At 42.7% G+C, this 20,101-nt stretch carries 17 protein-coding genes; 14 read left to right on the plus strand and 3 right to left on the minus strand.

Features of this window, described 5'->3' with window-relative positions; translation table 11 throughout:
• The first annotated feature begins 8 nt into the window (after positions 1 to 8).
• From PWYN_RS16475 to PWYN_RS16495, 5 genes are all read left to right on the plus strand, one after another.
• Positions 9 to 260: a hypothetical protein gene (locus PWYN_RS16475; protein ID WP_036654270.1), complete on the plus strand. Its 252-nt coding sequence runs from the start codon at positions 9 to 11 to the stop codon at positions 258 to 260.
• Between the two features lie 96 nt (positions 261 to 356).
• Complete coding sequence (locus tag PWYN_RS16480) at positions 357 to 659, plus strand: HesB/IscA family protein (RefSeq protein ID WP_036654272.1); 303 nt, start codon at positions 357 to 359, stop codon at positions 657 to 659.
• A 40-nt stretch (positions 660 to 699) separates the two neighbouring features.
• Positions 700 to 939: a YuzB family protein gene (locus PWYN_RS16485; RefSeq protein ID WP_036654274.1), complete on the plus strand. Its 240-nt coding sequence runs from the start codon at positions 700 to 702 to the stop codon at positions 937 to 939.
• Positions 940 to 1,148: 209 nt separating this feature from the next.
• The gene (locus PWYN_RS28200; RefSeq protein WP_052088044.1) at positions 1,149 to 4,367 is read left to right on the plus strand and encodes an ATP-binding protein; all 3,219 of its coding nucleotides are present in this window, start codon (positions 1,149 to 1,151) and stop codon (positions 4,365 to 4,367) included.
• Between the two features lie 132 nt (positions 4,368 to 4,499).
• Positions 4,500 to 5,153, plus strand: a complete 654-nt coding sequence (locus PWYN_RS16495; protein ID WP_169744126.1) for an ATP-binding protein — start codon at positions 4,500 to 4,502, stop codon at positions 5,151 to 5,153.
• Between the two features lie 60 nt (positions 5,154 to 5,213).
• Here PWYN_RS16495 and PWYN_RS16500 read toward each other — a convergent pair whose 3' ends face one another.
• Positions 5,214 to 5,972 (minus strand): LytR/AlgR family response regulator transcription factor, encoded by a 759-nt coding sequence (locus PWYN_RS16500; RefSeq protein ID WP_036654277.1) that lies wholly within the window; start codon positions 5,970 to 5,972, stop codon positions 5,214 to 5,216.
• Positions 5,973 to 6,129: 157 nt separating this feature from the next.
• Here PWYN_RS16500 and PWYN_RS16505 point away from each other — a divergent pair, with 157 nt between their 5' ends.
• From PWYN_RS16505 to PWYN_RS16520, 4 genes are all read left to right on the plus strand, one after another.
• On the plus strand, positions 6,130 to 6,891 hold the full coding sequence (locus PWYN_RS16505; RefSeq protein ID WP_052088045.1) for an MBL fold metallo-hydrolase: 762 nt from the start codon (positions 6,130 to 6,132) through the stop codon (positions 6,889 to 6,891).
• Between the two features lie 91 nt (positions 6,892 to 6,982).
• Complete coding sequence (locus PWYN_RS16510) at positions 6,983 to 8,206, plus strand: nucleotidyl transferase family protein (protein WP_205622769.1); 1,224 nt, start codon at positions 6,983 to 6,985, stop codon at positions 8,204 to 8,206.
• Between the two features lie 12 nt (positions 8,207 to 8,218).
• Entirely contained in the window at positions 8,219 to 8,911 is a 693-nt protein-coding gene (locus PWYN_RS16515) for a hypothetical protein (RefSeq protein ID WP_036654279.1), read from the plus strand.
• 2 nt (positions 8,912 to 8,913) lie between these two features.
• Positions 8,914 to 11,145 carry an MMPL family transporter gene (locus PWYN_RS16520; RefSeq protein WP_036654282.1) on the plus strand — a complete coding sequence of 744 codons (2,232 nt, stop codon included), beginning with the start codon at positions 8,914 to 8,916 and terminating at the stop codon, positions 11,143 to 11,145.
• Between the two features lie 494 nt (positions 11,146 to 11,639).
• Here PWYN_RS16520 and PWYN_RS16530 read toward each other — a convergent pair whose 3' ends face one another.
• Entirely contained in the window at positions 11,640 to 12,803 is a 1,164-nt protein-coding gene (locus PWYN_RS16530) for a THUMP domain-containing class I SAM-dependent RNA methyltransferase (protein WP_036654286.1), read from the minus strand.
• A 156-nt stretch (positions 12,804 to 12,959) separates the two neighbouring features.
• On the opposite strand from PWYN_RS16530, the gene PWYN_RS16535 reads away from it, so the two are divergent.
• Positions 12,960 to 13,589 (plus strand): O-methyltransferase, encoded by a 630-nt coding sequence (locus tag PWYN_RS16535; protein ID WP_036654289.1) that lies wholly within the window; start codon positions 12,960 to 12,962, stop codon positions 13,587 to 13,589.
• A 39-nt stretch (positions 13,590 to 13,628) separates the two neighbouring features.
• On the opposite strand, the gene PWYN_RS16540 is transcribed toward PWYN_RS16535, so the two are convergent.
• Positions 13,629 to 14,849: an MFS transporter gene (locus tag PWYN_RS16540; RefSeq protein WP_036654292.1), complete on the minus strand. Its 1,221-nt coding sequence runs from the start codon at positions 14,847 to 14,849 to the stop codon at positions 13,629 to 13,631.
• Positions 14,850 to 15,072: 223 nt separating this feature from the next.
• On the opposite strand from PWYN_RS16540, the gene hemE reads away from it, so the two are divergent.
• The 4 genes from hemE (at position 15,073) to PWYN_RS16560 (ending at position 20,081) form a co-directional block, all read left to right on the plus strand.
• Positions 15,073 to 16,134, plus strand: coding sequence for a uroporphyrinogen decarboxylase (hemE, locus tag PWYN_RS16545; protein WP_036654296.1), 1,062 nt, complete (start codon positions 15,073 to 15,075; stop codon positions 16,132 to 16,134).
• Between the two features lie 36 nt (positions 16,135 to 16,170).
• A complete protein-coding gene (gene hemH / locus PWYN_RS16550; protein ID WP_157261199.1) occupies positions 16,171 to 17,127 on the plus strand; it encodes a ferrochelatase in 957 nt (318 codons plus the stop codon).
• Positions 17,124 to 18,557, plus strand: coding sequence for a protoporphyrinogen oxidase (gene hemG / locus PWYN_RS16555; RefSeq protein ID WP_036654302.1), 1,434 nt, complete (start codon positions 17,124 to 17,126; stop codon positions 18,555 to 18,557). The genes hemH and hemG overlap by 4 nt, the downstream gene beginning before the upstream one ends.
• Before the next feature lie 174 nt (positions 18,558 to 18,731).
• Positions 18,732 to 20,081 (plus strand): CapA family protein, encoded by a 1,350-nt coding sequence (locus PWYN_RS16560; RefSeq protein WP_036654304.1) that lies wholly within the window; start codon positions 18,732 to 18,734, stop codon positions 20,079 to 20,081.
• Positions 20,082 to 20,101 lie beyond the last annotated feature (20 nt).

A 20,101-nucleotide genomic window follows, 5' to 3' on the forward strand; every position in this document is an offset into this window, starting at 1 on the left:
GGACCACCATGAAACTTAAAAAACTGCTGTCTTTGAAGCAATGGTCCCATATATTCCGCAATTCCTGGCAATACATTGTTTCACCGGAGGTCGCTGTAGGGGACAAGCTGTTATTCACCATACCGGTCATTGTATATTGGGTAATGCCTGATGTTCTTCCATTTATGCCGATCGATGATATCGGGGTTACGATGTTGCTGGCGGGCTGGTTTGTTTCCAGAATGGAGCGTAAGTACCCGGTTCTGAAGATTAAACGTTAGGTAGCGGATATAAAATAGTTGCTTTTACAAGTTGCTTTCCTTTAAAATAAATTATTGAGTATTTAAATTATATAGGTGTCGGGAGATGGGCTGAACATGAACGTTAAAATTACCCGCAATGCGGCTAAAGTGATAAAGAAACAAATGGAGTTGGAAGGAAACAGCGAACTTAAATTGCGTGTCGCTATTACACATGCTCATGGCGACCATGCTCACTACGGACTTGATTTGGACACGCCTAAGGAGAATGACGTTGTAGTTTCTACAGATAAGGAAATTGACGTTATTCTGGAACCCGGCCAACCGTTACTAGACGGAGTCAAGATTGATTATTTGTACTTTCCTAAAGAAGGTTTTGTAATTACGAATCCGTCCAAAGGAAATCATGGCGACCATTAAGGTCAGCCCAAGAATCTAAGGCATAAAGAAGGTTTGCACCATGGCTAACGATATACGTATTTGCGACGAATGCAATCACATCAAGATGAAAACTATACTGCCAAAGCTGCGTAAGATGGCCCCTGATGCGGAGATCAAGACCGGCTGCATATCCTATTGCGGTCCTTGCGGTAAACGGCCATTTGTCTATATCAATGGTCGGTATATCAGTGCTCCAACTGAAGATGAAGTGCTAAAGAAGGCAGAACCCTTCGTTAAGCAGCCCGCTGTTCAGGAATGATTATAGGAAGTATGGATAAGAAAAGGCACCGATGCAAAGATTTTACTTTGCATGGTGCCTTTTTGTTGTGGAAGGGTATACAGATTGAAACCAAATCGCAGATTATAAGAGTATTTTGTCACAGGCTAATTCTGAATATATGTTAATATTATCTTTACATTATTCAAGATGGGTTTTGTGAGAAATATTGTAACTATGGGGGCGTGTGGTTGGATAAGCAGAAGATGTACCTATTTATTGCAATTTGTTTTTTTGCTGTTATCTTGTTAGACAGCTCCATTTATCTTCTCATGTATCATCAAGATAATTCCAAGCCATACGTAAATCTAAATAAAGGGTTTCAATACCGATTTGGTGATTCGACATTTAATGAGCAAGGGGAACCCAACTGGACCGTTGAAGAACAATCGAAGGATTGGAATCGTAAAACGACCGATAAATTATCCGCAAAAGAGCGCCAAGGCAGAAATTATGTATGGATGAAGATCAAGCTTCCTAAAGGGGATTGGGAAAATCCGCATTTATTTCTGTACCGTTCACTCGATATTTTTGAAATATATGTTGATCATCAGCTTTTCCATCAATTTGGAGATTGGGATCATCCTGATAAATTAATGGCTTATCCATCACATTTTATTTCGATCCCGCAGGAAATGATGGGTAAAACTATATATTTCCGTATCTATTCTACATATGATCCGATAGGCCTCAGTTCAACAATGTTATTTGGTAATGGGGAAAGTATCATTCTTGGTCTTATTCTTGCTGATGCTCACAAGTATATAATTAGTATTATTTTTATGTTTCTAAGTATGCTGTCCATGCTTTTATATTGGAAGAATCGGAGGGAGCGTGGATTTTTATACTTTTCCATGTTCGCCATGAGCTCGAGTGCAATCATTATCACTCAGCAAGTGCAATCAAAGTTTATTTGGAATTTACCATTTTTTGATTACTACTTAAACATCATTGCGGTATTCAGCATCATGTTTTTATTTTTGCAATTTATTGAATATATTTATGAGGGACCTTATCGTAAAGTTATCTGCTGGCTTAAACGAATCAGTCTTCTGATATTTATCGCAGTTATAATGGTCTCTTGTATAAACCCTAAGTACTTAATTCATTATAAAGTTTACGATATCGATTCTTTGTTCATACTTCTATGCTTCGCAATCGTAATGCCTATTTTGTTTCATTATTTACATAAGAACAACCAAAAAGAGCACAGGGTTTTATATATCGGTATATTATTATTCACCTTAATTTGTATAAAGGGCCGTATTGCAGAATTTATGTGGTCTTTCATCTCTATTCCATCGGATCTATTACCTTTTGGCGAGAGTTTAATGACTTCATCGATTGAGTGGGCGCTGTTTTGCCTTGTCATTACTTTTGGTCTCATTATGTTAGGAAGATTTCAGGAAGTATATGAGCATAATAAACTCTACTTAAATAAGCTGAAGAAGCAAAATGAAATGCTTTTACAAATGAACAAAATGAAAGATGAGTTTCTTGCTCGTACCTCTCATGAACTACGTACCCCTCTTAACGGTATGGTTGGTATTTCTGAATCCCTTATGGATGGGGTTTGTGGACCTGTTAATAAGGAAATCAGCAATAACTTAGCTTGGATAATACTTAGCGGAAAACGGCTGACCAAAATGGTCAACGATATTCTTGATTTTACTAAGCTTCGTTATAATGAAGTACTGCTGCAGTTCAAACCCGTTAGAATGAAAGATGAGATTGATCTTGTTATTAGTATATGTAAGTCGTTAGTAGGCACGAAGTCTTTGGTGTTCATTAATGAAGCAAGTAGCAATTTGCCGCTTGTTAGAGCAGATGACAATAGGGTACAGCAAATCTTATATAACTTAATTGGTAATGCTATTAAATTCACGGAGTCCGGATGCATCCAAGTGAATACTAGGATTAACGGAGACTGGATGGAAATTTCTGTGTCGGATACAGGAATAGGCATTCAGCAGGACAAATGGGAGGTAATATTTGATCCCTTTCAGCAAGAGGATGAATCTATCTCCTATCAGTTCGGTGGAACAGGGCTTGGATTGTCCATCAGTAAGCAACTAATTGAATTACATGGTGGGAGTATTGGATTAACATCCAAAGTGGGTGTGGGTTCAATCTTCACTTTCACACTTCCTGTATATATCAATGATGAATCGGTTGATGAAGAGACCCAATCTGAAGACGGTGCATCCGCATTTGTCCCCTTGTTCAAAGAATCCATTCCTTATCATTCCAACCAGCTTGAACCATTTATCACAACGGCACTTTCCCATTCGACTTCCGAGGAAAATGAAATAGAAAAAGATTTGTATATTCTGGTTGTCGATGATGAAATGGTTAACATACAAGTGCTTTTTAACTATCTATCATTTGAGAATTATACTGTTATGCATGCTTGCAGCGGAATGGAGGCTTTAGAAATATTAGAGAGAGGATTAGAACCAGATCTAATTCTTCTAGATGTGATGATGCCCAATATGTCCGGCTTTCAGGTGATTAAAGAAATCCGCAAAACCTATGCCATACACGAGCTTCCAATTATATTACTTACCGCTAGGGATATGGAGCAAGACTTGGTAGCGGGCTTTAATCTGGGTGCTAATGATTATTTAATTAAACCTTTTTCCAAGAATGAACTGCTATCCCGCATCAAGATGCATATTAAGCTAACGGGGTTCAATAAAATTATAGAACAGACGGTACGGGAACGGACAGGGGCGATTAAGAACTTACTAGACTATGCAGGTCAAGGGTTCTTATCGTTTAATGCCAGTCTAAGGGTTGACGAAGAATTCAGCGCGGAATGTACTCGAATATTTGATATCAATATAGCGGGTTCTGATGTGACGGAGTTATTATTTCCAATGGATTTGGAGCAGCGCAACAAGCTTGAGTGGCTTCTTCAGCGGCTGTTTTCCTCAGGTCAATCTTTGGAGGATATGAGCCCTTTCATTGACTTGCTACCCCAGGAGACCCGTCTTGAAGAAGAAGTGTATCGAATTGATTATAGATTTTATATACGTGAAATGAAAGACAGGGCAAGAAGATGTATGATTGTTCTAACGAATATAACCGAACAAAAGCAATTATCCCACCAGTTGGAACATGAGCAGAACGCACTGAAAATAATGACTCAAGTGTCGTCACGTCCCTATTTAGTAGTGGAGATTATGGGCCAATATGAACAAATACTTCTAGATTTCCAGACTTTGAATGAAGGATCGTCTGATTCAGAGGTGAAAGGTCTGTACAAGCGGATTCATTCCTTAAAAGGGAATTTCACATTCTTACATATGGAGTGTATCTCAGCATATTTAAATGAGATGGAATCTTATTGTTATCAACAGATACATAGTTCTAAGAAACAAAAAAACGGATATCGATCCAATGCATAGTCCCTAAAACTATTGCATATGGCGAATGAAGAATTCACTTGGATCCAAACTATGTTAGGTGAATGGTTTGTTGAAAAAGAAAAGACGCTTGATATTAATCGTGTAAAGTTCGAACATCTCGAGAGGCAGGTAATGAAGAGGCTTCCCTCTAATCAGGCTGCTTGGCTGCTGGAAGAAATGAGAAGATTGAAATCCCAACCTCTCCATACGCTTGTTCTTGGATACAAGGAATATGTAATGATGTTAGCAGAAAGAAGAGGTAAAATCATTCAATTGCTGCCGTTGGAAGAGACGGATATAACATTGGATTCCACAGCAACTCAGGTGTTAAGTGAGGTTTTAATTCACCTTTTACACAATGCTATCGAACATGGAATCGAATTGCCCAATGAACGTTCCCGTGTCGGTAAAAGTTCAATGGGTACTATAGAATTCAAGCTGGGACAATCTTTAAAGCCCGGATATTTGGCATTATGTGTACAAGATGATGGTCGCGGAATGGATACGAAAGCCATTCGAAGACTTATGGTGCAACGTAAGATTACTTCAGAACACCAAATTCATGAACTGAGCGAAGAGGAGGTTGTGGATTGGATATTTACAGAAGGGTTAACCACCAGTACAATCGTAACGGAATTTTCGGGACACGGGATGGGGTTGGCTGCAGCAAGAGATGCGCTAATCACTGTGGGAGGTTCCATTCGGGCAACCTTTGCAACTGGACAAAGTTCTCAATTACACATTGAAATTCCGTGTTACGCAGACAACTTACGGAATATCAGTTAAATCAAGAGGAGCATATCGACCGCCTAAACGGTCTATGCTCTTTTTTTTATATAAATATAACTACGGTCTTTTCTTAAGTTTGCACAACTGCATAAAGGCAGGGTAGTTTCGCCTAGTAAGCGGTATCGTCTTATCTTGTTTCATATAAATAATTTCATAATTACCTGGAAGAATCGGATCAGGCTGAACCGTCTGGATGTGAGAAATATTGATCAGATAGCTCCGATGGGGCTGGAAGATTTGTTCAGAGCACTGGTACTTAATTTGTTCCAGATTAGTAGTTGTTTCAATAACCGTATTCTCTACCAAATGTAACTGAAACACCCTCTTGTCTATTTTTTCTGCGAACAGGATATTCCCTTCGTTAATGCTAATATCTCTGTACCTTTGTTTGACACGGATTATATTTTCTTCAACATGCCGAAGTCGTTTGATCAGACGTTGCTCATCTATTTTATATTTAGCACGCTGAATGGCGCGTTCAAAGCGATCCGGAGTAATAGGTTTATTGATGTAATCAACAGATCCTATCTCAAATCCCTGACTGTAATGAACCGGTTCGGATGAGGCAGAAATGATTATAATCTGCGTATCCAATCCTTGCTTTATAAGTTGTTTGCAGGCTGTCAGACCATCCATTTTTGGCAAGCTTATATCTGTAATGATTAAATCCGGTCCATGTTCCATTGCACTTTCTATCAGAGCCTTACCCGTTCCTACGGCATCCATAAGTACTAATTCTTGCTGCTGGGCATAAAGCATTAGTTGGCTTCGGTAAGTTGACTGATCCTCAGCAATAATGCAGGTATATTTACTCATTTCTGGTCCCCTTTTCAAACATTATTACCTCAATGTTACAACTTTCGACCGTTTAGGGCGATTTTCCTTCTATTGAAGACAATTCCCGTTATTTATCCATATTTAGATATATATTATATATAGAAATTAAGCTGAGCTCAGAAGGGATGACACAAGTATGGAAATGCAATTTTATCACGTCGGAGGGGCTTGTTTTGTTCTGAAAATGGATCAAGATCTACTCATATCCTGCGATCCTGCATTAAGTCCTGTAGGTACAGAATATCAGTTCAAGTCTTTTACAAGTGTTCGAGTCAGACCGCCTATCTATGAACAAGAACTATTGGATCAGGTCAATATTTGGCTAATTACACATGTTCACGAAGATCACATTGATGATAGTGGCATTCGGAGTATCGCAGAAGACTCGACTATAGTCACGCATAAGAAAGCAGAAGCGCTATTTGCCAATCACAAGGAAGTGCTAACTGTGGATTGGAATGATACGAAGGTATTGAATAAAGACGGATATGTCATTGAGGTAACTACAATACCGGCATATCACGGGAATAACTTTATTATGCGCAGTATGGTAGGCAGAGTGAACGGTTACTTCATACGGATAACCAAAGGCGAAGAGAAACGCACGATATACATAACTTCAGATACTGTATTTCATCCTCGGATTGTGAACATGGTCAGCGAACTTGGGCCCATAGACTTGATGATTGCTAATCTCGGAGAAGTTTCCCCTGATAAATTCGGAGGCCCTTTAACAATGTCCGTTGTGATGCTTAACAGGATGGTGGAACAGTTGAAGCCTTCAACTGTAATTCCAATTCATATCAATGATTTTTCCCATTATACAACAACTGAGGATCAGGTTACCGGCATGGGGTTTAATGTAGTCGATCAAGGTCTTTGGATTAAAGTAAGTTAAATATATTTGAAAGGGAGTTGTGGGAGTGGGCACATTTTTAGCTTATATGAAGAGTTTTTATACAAGACTCGCAATTATTTTAGGGGGGGCCATGTATGTAACATATGCATTAGCAAGCAATAGGTGGAGTAGTCCATATCTTATTACGGTTGCGCTCGTAGTTGCTGCTTTTCTACCCTACTATACTAAAATAAGTGAATGGTTCGAGCGTTATGGTGTACTTAACACGGGCAAGATGTTTATCGGTAAATTCATTCGTTTTGTCTGGCAATATGGTTTCAATATGGCTATCCTTTATATGCTGCTGAAAGGAAATATTATTAAGAGTGAAGATCTGGATATCATTGGAGGTTTATTCGGGGCAGTGGCTCTGACTACTTTCTCTTCTCAAGGTATGCAGTACTTGGCGATCTCACTGGCAAATCGGGATTATGGTAATCACTATAAGAATGTTACGTTTGCATTAGGCTCGAATGTAATTATCAGTGCATTGGCATCGATGGGAATCGTTTGGATTCAGTATGTTTTTATTGTGATGGGCGTTGTACTTGGTTTTATCGGTTCTTTATATAGTCTTATCACCGATGTGATGTGTATAGTTGCTCCAAAAGGCGGGATCGGCGTATTTTTTGGCACATTCAATCCAGTCCACAAAACACATATGTTAATCATTCAGCGATTCATTGAGGAACGTAAGCTTACGAAGGTATATATTCATCCTACAGTTGTCCCTCGTATGCATGGGAAATTATTACATAATGGAATTATTCGTATCGCCAAGATGGAGAATGGTATTCGGATATATGAACGGACTGAAAAAGCAGACGCGCATATTGATTATTTTCCAACAGGGAATAAATTTTATGAAGTTGAAAATCGGTTAGCTATGCTCAAAGCAAGTGTGGATGATTGGGACATGAACGATCAGGTTGAGGTGGTTTATTATCCAAATGAGTATGAAGCAGATGGTTTTTATGCTGTTATAAACAAGATCAAAGAGATGCATCCTGGTGAGCGTATTCACGGGTTGCACGGCAGTGATCATGGGGGGATGCTTGTTCGTGCCATCTATGACGAGTCGATCGGTGTTTGGCCTTACGCAATTGTTCGTAAAGACAATGTCTCAGCCACTGCTATTCGTGCAGGAGCCAAGAACATGACCAGTGCCACCGTAACCAAAATTATTGAAATCCTAAAAGATTCATACATCAAAAAGGAGAACGAGCATATCGAAATTAATGGAGTTACCTATGTATACAGCAACAGCAGACTCCTCTCTCTTGAGAAGCACGAAAACCTGTCAAGGACTTCATAAGGAGTGAATAAAGTGTCTTTACTAATAAAAAAAGCAGTTCAAGAAAGAGAGCTAATTTGTCGTGATGGACTTTCACTGGAGAGAGTGCAGCATGGTGATCTCACGATCGAGATTAGCAGAGGATGTTATCGTCCAGAACAAACGGAATATGTGGCGGGCATTTACTATGGTCATAAAGATTATCATTTTGAAACCTCATATTCAGAAGTATTAGAGCAAATGTTAGAAGAAGACCGAATATTAGCGCCGGTAACGACAATTTATTCATTAGTAGATGATAGAAATACATGTGTGGGATCTATACGGACGATCATGAAGCTGACAGATTGTGAACTGCCACTTGAACGGGAATTTGGGATTCAGCTTTCACCCTGGACCCATAGACATCAACCGATCGATAGAATTTATGAAATCGCTCGTTTCGCGGTGACAGTGAATACAACGAAGGGGATCATGATGTTATTCCGAGAGCTTTTTAAAGATGCCCTGATTAACGATTTTGCAGTAGCCAGCTTGGATAGTCGAGTTCTGAGAGGTTTGCGAAAAATGGGATTCCACTGGTTTGATCTACAGGAACCCAAGTATTATCTAGGATCATTGACATGTCCTGTAGCACTTAAGGCAGGCGAACATATTGGCGGGATATTCGCAGATATCGTCAAGGATATGCATATCAAGAATACGTTATCAAGAAAGGCAGAATAATAATGTTTAATAGAATTGGTAGATTCACATCAGTATATCCGAAGACTGTTATTCTCATATGGGCCGTATTGCTTGTCTTAAGCCTTCTATTTGGTACCAAACTAAAAGAAGAATTGAGTATCGGAGGCTTTAGTGATCCTCAAAGTGAATCAGGAGTGGCCGATGGTATTGTCAAAAATCAATTTGCCGGTCTTAGCGCTCAGAGGGTTATTGTGGTTGTGGAAAATAAAAATAAAAATAATCAACCGTTTTCTACAATAATTCAAAAGATCGAGGACCAAGCAAAAGAAGACAAATTGGTTGAATTCACAGCTCATGATATCTCTTTTGTAACGGAAAAACATCGTGCGTATGTATATCTGAATTTGAACGGAAGCGATAACGATTCCATGAAGTTCGTAGATCGCTTTAAACAGCAGTTGAGAGATATGAAATCGGAAGTGGAGGGTTTCAATATACTCATTAGTGGCGGGCCGGGTATCTATTATGATATTAATGCTGCCAGCACTAAGAGTGTAACCAACGTTGAACGAATTGGACTCCCTATTGTGTTTCTACTGCTATTGTTTGTGTTTCGTTCAGCAGTTGCAGCACTTCTGCCTTTATTAATGGGTGTAATATCGATTTTGGTAACTATGGCTGTCATTTACTTTCTAACTCCTTATATGCAACTTTCAACGCTACTTACCAGCATAGTGACTATGCTTGGGCTTGGTGTTGCCATTGACTATGCCTTATTTATTACACAGCGGTTCCGCGAGGAGATGGATAGTCATCAGGATAAAAGCCTAGCAATTGTGAATGCTGTAGCATCGTCAGGGCGCTCCGTATTTTTTGCAGGATTAACGATCGCAATCAGCTTAATTTCGTTGTTGTTACCGAATACTCTGTTGTTTCGTTCGGTAGCTGTAGGGGGCTTTGTAGTTGTATTAGTATCTATTTTTGCAGCAATCACTTTATTACCGGCCATACTGTTCTTACTCGGTAAAAATGTTGAATTACTCAAAATTCCAGTCTTCAAGCTGAAGCGCAACAACAACAATGTTTGGCGTAAGATCATTACTTTTATGATGAAGCGAACCATTTCCTTTCTAATTCTGGGGTTAGTGCTTGTTAATATATTCTTACCTTTCATTTCACAGATTCAAATGCATGTTCCTGTAGCGGCCTTTAATGAATTGCCGGACGGGAGTGATGCGAAATTAGGAATGGAGGCTGTGGTGAGCGATTTTGGGATTGGTAATACATTTCCGATCCGCATCTTACTGCAAAGTCAGGACGGTTCCGTATACGATAAGGATTCACTTCAGGAAATTTATGATATCGCAAGCAGTGTGGAACCACTGAGTGATGTATCGAAAGTAATGGGAATAACGAGTCTAAATGAGCAGTTCAATTCAGTAGAACAATATGAAGCATTGTATAGTAAGGTTGACGCACTACCAACAAATGTACAAGCTTCAATTAAATCATTAGTTAGCAGTGATCAGAAAAGCACCTTACTATATGTAGTACCATCGATTGCGCCGAATACAGAAAAAGCTAGAGACCTAGTTGTAGAAATCAGAGATCTCTTATCCAGGCGCTCCAATCAAAAGCTGGTTACATACGTAAGCGGAGAAACCGCTATGGGTCTAGATTATGATAATAAAATTATGCATCAGATTCCTAAAATCATTTTGGTTAGCGTTACGCTTACCTTTCTGCTATTACTAGTTGCTTTTCGTTCTGTCTTATTGCCGCTTAAGGCAATTGTTTTGAACACCTTGGTTACCGTTAGTTCGCTCGGATTTCTCATATACATGTTTCAGAACGGTCATATGCCAGGAACACATCCTCAAGCCCTTAATGTGAATACGCCTATCTTATTATTCTGCATTTTGTTCGGTTTGAGTATTGATTATGAAGTGATCATTGTATCGCGAATCCGGGAATCTTATTTACGAACCGGTAATAATGACGAAAGTATTGTGGATGGATTTGTAGCAACTGCAGGAATGATTAACGGGGGAGCAGCGATTATGATTACAGTATTCGGTGTATTCATGTTCGCCGATATTCAGATCGTTCAGGAGCTGGGTGTGGGGCTTGCCTTTGCTATCCTCATTGATGCTTTGATCGTACGTACAATTGTCGTTCCTTTATCTATGAAATTACTTGGACGTCTTAATTGGTGGCTTCCATTTAGTAAAAGCAAGAGTAGGGATTCTTTATCTAGGCACAAAAATATTTAGGAGTTCTCTTCTTCCGCGTAAGGGAGAACCCAGTCTAAATCATCACGACATTCATCACATACAAGGACGTATAATTTATCCTTAACATGTCTTGGTGTTAAGTTTATTTCATCAGTGATTGATGTATCGCAGACAGCACATGATTTTTTTTCTAAAAAGTGATTCAGGCAATATATTTTGTTCTTGTTATTTAAGATACGATCATCGTATAAGAGAACTTGTAGGTCTTTGAATAATACATAAACTTTATCAAGAATTTGAGAGCATTCACTACAAGTGTTACAAGTGTAAACCCTTTTCAATAGTGCCATTCCCTTCTATTACCGATTTCTTTTATATATTATAGTACTCAATAATAATGGGAAAAGATAGGGAATAAAGGCTTCGCCCACTTTCTAAAATGAAAGTGGGCGGGGTCTTTATTACATTTATTCTACCTGTAACAGCGAAAAAAAGAACATCCAACCCGAAAGAGGAGGATGTCCGATTCAATATTAACTATGGGGTTCTGAATTATCTTTTTCCGGATTTCTAGGCGGAAGTGGGCCTAAATATTGATAAAACTGACATTCAATACGGCCGTTGTACAATTTGCGTCGTTTATCAGCCTTCCGCCCGTAGAACTGTTCGAATTCCTTCGAAGGGCTAATGGCGAAGAATGACCATGAAGGAAGGTACAGCATCATTTCACCAAACTGGCGGGTCAGCTTTTCCACTTCCTTGTCATTACTAATGCGTTCTCCATAAGGCGGATTGGTTATAATACAACCATACTCACCTTCAGGTCTGGCTTTGGCGGCTGCAATAACCTTAAAGGTAATCTCACCCGATAACCCAGCACTCTTTGCAGCAGCTTCTGCAAGCTCGATAGCTTCAGGATCTACATCGCTGCCAACAAGCTGCAGTGGATAATCATCGCGAACAGCATCGTAGGCTTCTTCGCGAGCGTCCTCCCACAGCCGGCGCGGAATGACAGGCCAATGTTCGGATGGGAACGAGCGCCGCAGCCCAGGAGCAATGTTCCAGGCAATCATAGCAGCTTCGATCAGTATTGTGCCCGTACCGCAACAAGGATCGTACAAGGGGCGATGGCCGTTCCAGCGGCTGAGCTTTATTAGTGCAGCTGCCATGGTTTCCTTCAACGGCGCTTCAGTCGATTGTCTGCGGTAACCACGTTTGTGGAGTGCAGGCCCAGTGGTGTCTAAGGTGATTAGCGCGATGTCATTCAGTAGAATTACTTCAATGACATAACGGGGGCCATCCTCAGGGAACCATTCCGTCTGATAGGAAAGCTTAAGCTTTTCGACAACCGCTTTTTTGACAATTCCCTGACAAGCAGGTACGCTTGTCAGCTGGGACTTGTGCGAGCGGCCTTCCACAGGGAACTCACCATTTTCAGGTATCCAGTCGGCCCAAGGCAGTGCTTTTACTCCTTCGAACAGTTCATCGAAGGTTTTAGCGGGGAATTGCCCCATTTTAATTAGTACGCGGTCCGAGGTACGCAGCCATAAATTACAGCGGCAGATGTCGATGTAATCACCGCTGAATAGTACTCGCCCGTTCTCGATCGTGGTCTCATAACCCAGTTCGTTTAATTCGCGTGCTACGACAGCTTCCAAACCCATAGGGGCAGTAGCGATTAATTGTAATTTGCTCATTGATCTCAACTCCGTTTTACTTGTAGATAAATACATAAAGCCAGTACAATCAAGTATAGGGGAATGCGGTGAACTTCACAATGTACGACATTCCCAGAAAATCCCCCTCTTGAGCACCCAAGTGGGCTCCAAAGGAATAAAAAAAGGAGATATTACATGCTTAGCCAAGAACAATATAGTGAACAACTCTATACAGAGGACGAAATTCTGCTTCAAGTGAAACAATCGATAGCGGCTCATGGTATGCCTGAAGTCTCCGTTGAACCAGGCTACGGCCGCCTATTGACCATGCTTGTTAAGCTCACCCGCGCATCAAGCGTACTGGAAATTGGTGCTCTTGGGGGATACAGCGGCATTTGCCTGTCCCGTGGATTCACGGACGGAGGCAAGCTTACCTCTCTGGAGCTTAAGCCTGAATACGCTGCGGTAGCCCGGCGAAATATGGAACTGGCTGGCTTCGGAGATTCTGTAGAGTACAGAATCGGACCGGCAATGGATAGCCTGAAGATCCTGGAATCCGAAGGCCGGAAATTTGATTTCTTTTTCATCGATGCTGACAAGATGAATTATCCGAACTATCTTGAGTATGCCATTCAGATGGCTAATCCCGGTGCAATCATTGCTGGAGATAATATATTCCTGCGGGGCCGTACTCTAAATACAGACAGGAACGGCCCCGCCATACTGGCAGTGCGTCAATTTAATGAAATGATCGCTAAGGATGACCGACTAATAAGTACATTGCTGCCGGCCTACGATGGGCTTGCCTTAGCATTGGTTAAGTAAATATGTTCGACTAGATTGTTATGAACGTTTGGAGTGGCGTTATCGATAGGAGCGATGGGTAGTTTCTTGGTATAGTTTAAGGCGTACCCATATAGTGTTAATAAGCAATAAGACACCGGAGATAATGAATAAACCTTCAATTCCGATATAGCCTGACAAAAAACCGCCGATAATCGCTCCCAACATGTTGCCTAGCGCAAGCGTACTGCTGTTGAAGCCGAATGCACGGCTTTCCTTGCCGTCTGGCGTATAGGAACGGATTAGCGCATTCACACTGGGCAGCAGACCTCCCATAAAGACACCCATCATGAACCGGATAATAATTAGCTGCCATACACTGGTGACAAAGGCCTGGGGGATAAGGAACACAGAGGCGCCTATTAGGGCAAAGGTCAAAATGCGATGAGCACCAATCTTATCGCTTAGCTTACCCAGAACGGGAGATGCCAGCATATTTGAGATTCCTGTAACTGCAGTAACCATACCGGCCCAGAAGGCGATATTCACAGCTGAGCCGTGCAGCTTCTCCACATAGAGGGGGAGAAGCGTCATGGGGCTGATCATTGCGAACTGCAACAGAAAGGTTACTCCGAATAATGCTGGAAGCTGGGGAACCTTAAGCAGCTCCTTTAAACCTGCCATTACAGACGCTTGTGGCGCATGGGCAGCTTCGATACGGTCGAATTTCTCTTTTACAAGGAACAGCGCCAACAGGGAGGCTGCGAACAATAAGGCGCCCACTACATAAAAAATGGGTCGAAACCCGATGGAGTCAGCCAGGAGTCCGCCGATGAGCGGTCCCAAGATTGTACCGGCTACGGAGCCCGATTGCATTAGACCCATGGCAAAGCCCATACGAGACTTCGGAGTTGTACCTGAGATGAGTGCAATCGAGGCGGGGTTAAATCCGGCTATGGTTCCATTTAACAAACGCAGCAGCAGTAATTGCATCGGTGTCTGAGCAAAACCCATAAGAAGAATAACTACCGCCATACCAAAGCTGGAGCGCAGGAGCATGATTTTTCGACCATATTTGTCGGCAAGCTTACCCCATAATGGCTGGAATAGAAATGAAGTCAAGAAGTTTGCCGCAAAAATCAATCCGGCCCAAATCCCGATCGCATGTTCACCCTGTACACCCAGATCTTTTGCAAGATAAAGGGACAAAAATGGGGTAATCATAGTCATACCGGCATTCACTAAAAATTGGCCAAACCAAAGCACCGTGAGGTTGACCTTCCAAGTCTCCCATTTCTTCAAAGTGCTTTCACTTCCCTTCAGCTTGGAGAATGTGTGGACATATTATTCACGAAAAATTGACATTCTATCAGTATATCATAATTTTTAAAGGGGCTAATGCAATACAGATCATAGTATTGTCATAGGATTGTCATGGCCTCCATGGGTGTGACGGTTGTTACTTACTTTTAAAAGGGGCATAATATATATTAAGAAATTAATCAAATTTAATGGAGATCTTATCATGACCTACAACGACACTTTTATCCGCGCCTGCCGCAAGCAGGATACGGAGCATGTTCCCGTTTGGTATATGCGGCAAGCCGGCCGTTATGATCCCGACTACCGTACAATCAAGGAGAAGTATACCCTGTTGGAAATATGCAAACAGCCTGAGTTGGCGGCTGAGATTACCATGATGCCTGTGCATAAGCTAGGCGTGGACGCAGCTATTTTGTATTCAGATATCATGAATCCGGTTGCTTCTATTGGAATTGATTTTGATATCGTCAAAAACATCGGTCCGGTTATACATAACCCGATTCGTTCTGCCGCAGATGTAGAGAAACTAAGACCCATTGATGTTGAAGGCGATCTTAGCCACATCTTGGAGACGATTGCTCTTCTGGACAAGGAATTAGATGTGCCTCTCATTACGTTTGCAGGTGCACCTTTTACAATTGCCAGTTATCTCATTGAGGGACGTCCTTCCAAAAGTTATATTCGGACCAAGACGCTTATGTACAGTGAACCCCGTGTGTGGGAGATGTTGATGGAAAAGCTTGGGGATATGGTCATCACCTATCTTCGCAGCCATGTGCGCAGCGGAGGCAAGGCTTTTCAATTGTTCGACAGCTGGGTGGGAGCGCTTGCCCCTAAGGATTTTGAAATCTATGTCCTGCCGACTATTTCAAGAATTTTTAGAGAATTATCAGATCTGGATGTGCCCAAAATATACTTCCCGGGCGTAAGTTCAGGGGAACTTCTCCCTACCCTTACTAACCTTCAAGCGGATGTGATCGGGCTGGATTGGCGTGTCAGCATCAGTGAGGGACGCCGTAGAACAGGCGGTAAGTTTGCGATGCAAGGTAATCTGGATCCTTATCTGTTGACTGCTCCAATGGATGTTATCAAAGACCGCGCCAAGCAATTGATTGATGAGGGCATACTTGAACCTGGCTATGTGTTCAATTTGGGCCATGGTTTATTCCCTGAGGCTTCATTGGAAAAACTGCGGGAATTAACAGAATATATTCATGAATACTCGAAAGACCTTATGAAAGAATCCGTGAAGGCACGTTCCTGAACATACCTAGACTAACTGTAAAAGGGGATGGAAACTGTGACAACAAAAGTAGGCGTTCTTGTCATGTCCTACGGTACTCCTGAGAGCTTAGAGGGCGTGGAGGCTTATTATACACATATCCGGCGGGGCAACCCGCCTTCTGCGGAGCAGCTTAAAGAACTGAAAGACCGTTATGAAGCCATTGTCGGAGGCGTTTTCCCGCTTCGAGAGAATACGGATCGACAGGTAGCGGCCTTGGGAGCTGCTCTTAATAAGGACAACGGAGAGACAACTGTGCAATTTGTCTGCTACCAAGGACTGAAGCATGCCCACCCCTTCATTGAAGACGGTGTGGAGGCCATGGCCAGGGATGGTATTACAGAGGCCGTAGGAATCGTTCTTGCTCCCCATTATTCAGTCATGAGTGTAGGAACCTATATCAAACGTGCACAGGCAAAAGCAGACGAATGTGGCATTCGGATGGAATTCGTAAATAACTACCATCTGCATCCTGAGCTCATCGATGTGCTGAGCCGCCGGGTCTCTGCCCGATTGGATCAATTTGAAGAAGCTGGAGCGAAACGAAGTGAGGTTAGAGTGCTGTTCAGTGCACATAGTCTGCCGGAACGTATACTATCTATGGGCGATCCTTACCGTGACCAACTCCTCGAAACTTCTGAGGCTGTCGCCAAACAGGCAGGAGTCACTTCCTGGCAGTTCACTTGGCAGAGCGCAGGCCGTACCGCTGAGCCGTGGCTGGGACCCGATGTACTGGATACTCTTCGTGAGCTTTCTAAAGAACAGGTTGAAGATGTACTGGTAGCCCCTGTCGGATTTGTATCTGATCATCTGGAAGTGCTATATGATCTGGATATTGAGGCTCAGACTATCGCACGGGAATTGGACATGCGCTTAATGCGAATTGAATCGCTGAACAGTGACCCTGCGTATATGTCTGTGCTGAGCAGTGTGGTGCGTACACGGTACAATCAAATGCAGGCGGGTTCGATATGAGTGAGGTAACAAGAAGAGTTATTATTGTCGGCGGGGGGTTGAGCGGCCTCAGTGCCGCCTTCTATGTCCGCAAATATTATAAGTTGGCCGGAATTAAACCGGAAATTATTTTATTGGAAAAAGATCAGACGCTTGGAGGCAAAATTGAAACGCTGCACCGTGAGGGTTTTGTCATTGAAAAGGGTCCTGATTCCTTCCTAGCCCGTAAAACGGCGATGGTTGACTTAGCCAAGGAATTGGAATTGGACCATGAACTGGTGACAACCAATCCCAATGCCAAGAAGACCTACATATTGCAGCGGAACAAGCTTCACCCTATGCCTGCCGGTCTTGTACTGGGTATTCCAACAGAGATTAGACCCTTTCTGCAGAGCGGATTGATCTCTTTTGGAGGAAAAGTCCGTGCGATGATGGATTATATTATCCCGCCACGCAGAAGCGAGGAAGATGAATCGCTGGGGCAGTTAATTGAACGCCGGCTCGGTACGGAAGTGCTGGAGAATATGACTGAACCGCTTCTAGCCGGTATTTATGCCGGAGATATGAATAAGATTAGCCTGCAAGCTACCTTCCCCCAATTTGGTGAAGTGGAGCGCAAATATGGAAGCCTTATTCGCGGTATGACTACAGGGCGAAAGCCGGCTGAAACTCATACGGGAACCAAAAAGAGTGCATTCCTAACCTTTCGCCAAGGCCTGCAAAGTCTGGTTCACGCCCTAATGAATGAACTCCAAGATGTAGAGCAACGTACGGGGGTTACCGTAACCTCTATCATTGATGATATAGCTAATAAGGATAAGGGCAAGCCGCGTTACGAAGTTGAACTTGATAACGGTGAAAGAATCGCGGCGGATGATATTTACATCACGGTTCCGAATTTCGCCGCTGCGGATCTGCTGCGTCCACATGTGGATGTATCCGCACTGGACGCTGTGAATTATGTATCTGTAGCCAATGTAGTAATGGCCTTTTCCAAAAAAGATACGGCCACGGAATATGATGGATCAGGGTTTCTCGTCCCCCGCAAGGAAGGACGCAACATTACGGCCTGCACTTGGACATCGACCAAATGGCTTCATTCCAGTCCGGAGGATAAAGTACTCTTGCGTTTCTATGTGGGGCGGTCGGGAGACGAGCAGAACGTAGAGCTGCCGGATGATGCCCTTGAGGAACTGGTACGCAAAGATGTCCGAGAAATTATGGGCATCACCGCCAATCCGCTTTTTACTGAAATTACCCGACTGAAGCATTCCATGCCGCAGTACCCCGTGGGGCATCCCGGCAATATTGCCAGACTGCGGGATGAGCTTGGTGCGGTTATGCCCGGTGTATATGCATTTGGTGCCGGTTATGATGGCATCGGTATGCCTGACTGTATCAAACACGCCAAGCTGACCGCTGAAGCTGCTGCTAAGACTTTGCAAATGTAAGAAATTCAAGCATTCTATATATATATGCCTTCCAGCGGTGAAGCAATTTTTGCTTCACCCTTTGTTTTATGGCGGAAGAATCTATCCATTTTGCAATCTACTCTTTTGGAGAGATAAGTAACAGATATGCTATAATAAAACCAATTTAACGGCAAAGGAGCTTACAGAACACCAATGTACCCGCCGAGATCACGTAGAAGAGACAAAAGGAAAGCCTCGGGTCATCGTCGCCCAAAAAGGGCATGGGTATGGATCAATGCAATCCTGCTACTAATGATAATAGCCATTTTAACTTATGTACTTAATGGAGACGGTAATAATAGCTCAATCACTCCGCCGCAAGCGGCGCAAAGCAGTGCCTCACCTTCTCCGGATCCCAGTGAGGCTCCGCCTACGATGACTGCTACTGCTACTGCTATTCCAGAACCAACCCAAGCTTCTGCAGAGCCTACATCTACTGGGGAACTAGAGCCTGTGGAAACTCCTGATACAGTGGTGAATATTCCCTCTCCACCTGCAGCTACAGACGGGGGCGATATTTCCGGTTTGCCGCAGGATACAGATTCCGAAGGGAATACTGTTAAACTTAGTTTTGGTGGGGATGTAATCTTTTCCGGTAAGGTTGGAGAATTGTTGGATAAAAAGGGTTATGAATTTCCCTATGTCCGTCTGGGTGGATTATTCAAAGAGGATGACTTGTCCATTGTTAATCTGGAGACTCCGGTTTCTGATGGGGGGACGAGTGCTGCGAACAAGCAGTTTGTATTTAAGGCTCCTCCTAAAGCACTGGATGGACTTAAAGCAGCTGGAATCGATGCCGTTAATCTAGCGAATAATCATACACTTGATCAAGGTGAACAAGGTTTGAGGGAGACGCTCAGCAATCTTGAAGTAAGAGACATTCCCTATGTCGGAGCTGGATTGGATGAGGAATCAGCTTATTCGGCCCATTATTTTAAACGTAAGGGGATCACTATTGCTCTGTTAGGCTTTACTCGGGTGATGCCGGAATCCAGCTGGCAGGCCACAAAGAATAAGCCCGGCTTAGCTTCAGTCTATGACAGTGAGAAGGGGCTCCAGGCCATTACCGAAGCCAAAACGAAAGCGGATATTGTTGTCGTAGTCGTACATTGGGGAAAGGAACGCGTGAGTCAAGCGGATGCTGTACAGCAGTCCTTGGGACGCAGTTTTATAGATGCGGGTGCAGATCTGGTGATTGGAGGCCATCCTCATGTTCTGCAGGGTATAGAGCCTTATAGGGGCAAGTGGATCGCTTATAGTACTGGGAATTTTATATTTACAAGATCATCAGTCCCTTCTACTTGGGATACTGCTGTTTTTCAGGCGGAATGTAATGTAGGGGGGCAATGCTCCATGCAGCTGAAGCCCTTTACAGCAGAGCTGGCCCAGCCTGTTCCGATGAGTCCTGAAGAAGGACAGAAGCTTTTCCGAAAAATTGAATCTATCTCTTGGGGACTAATCAAAATAGATCGAAAAGGTAAGGTTGTACATTCCTCAGAGTGATGATAACGGCTAAGGGGGGG

The organism is Paenibacillus wynnii (genome assembly GCF_000757885.1).
Lineage (GTDB): Bacteria > Bacillota > Bacilli > Paenibacillales > Paenibacillaceae > Paenibacillus_AQ > Paenibacillus_AQ wynnii.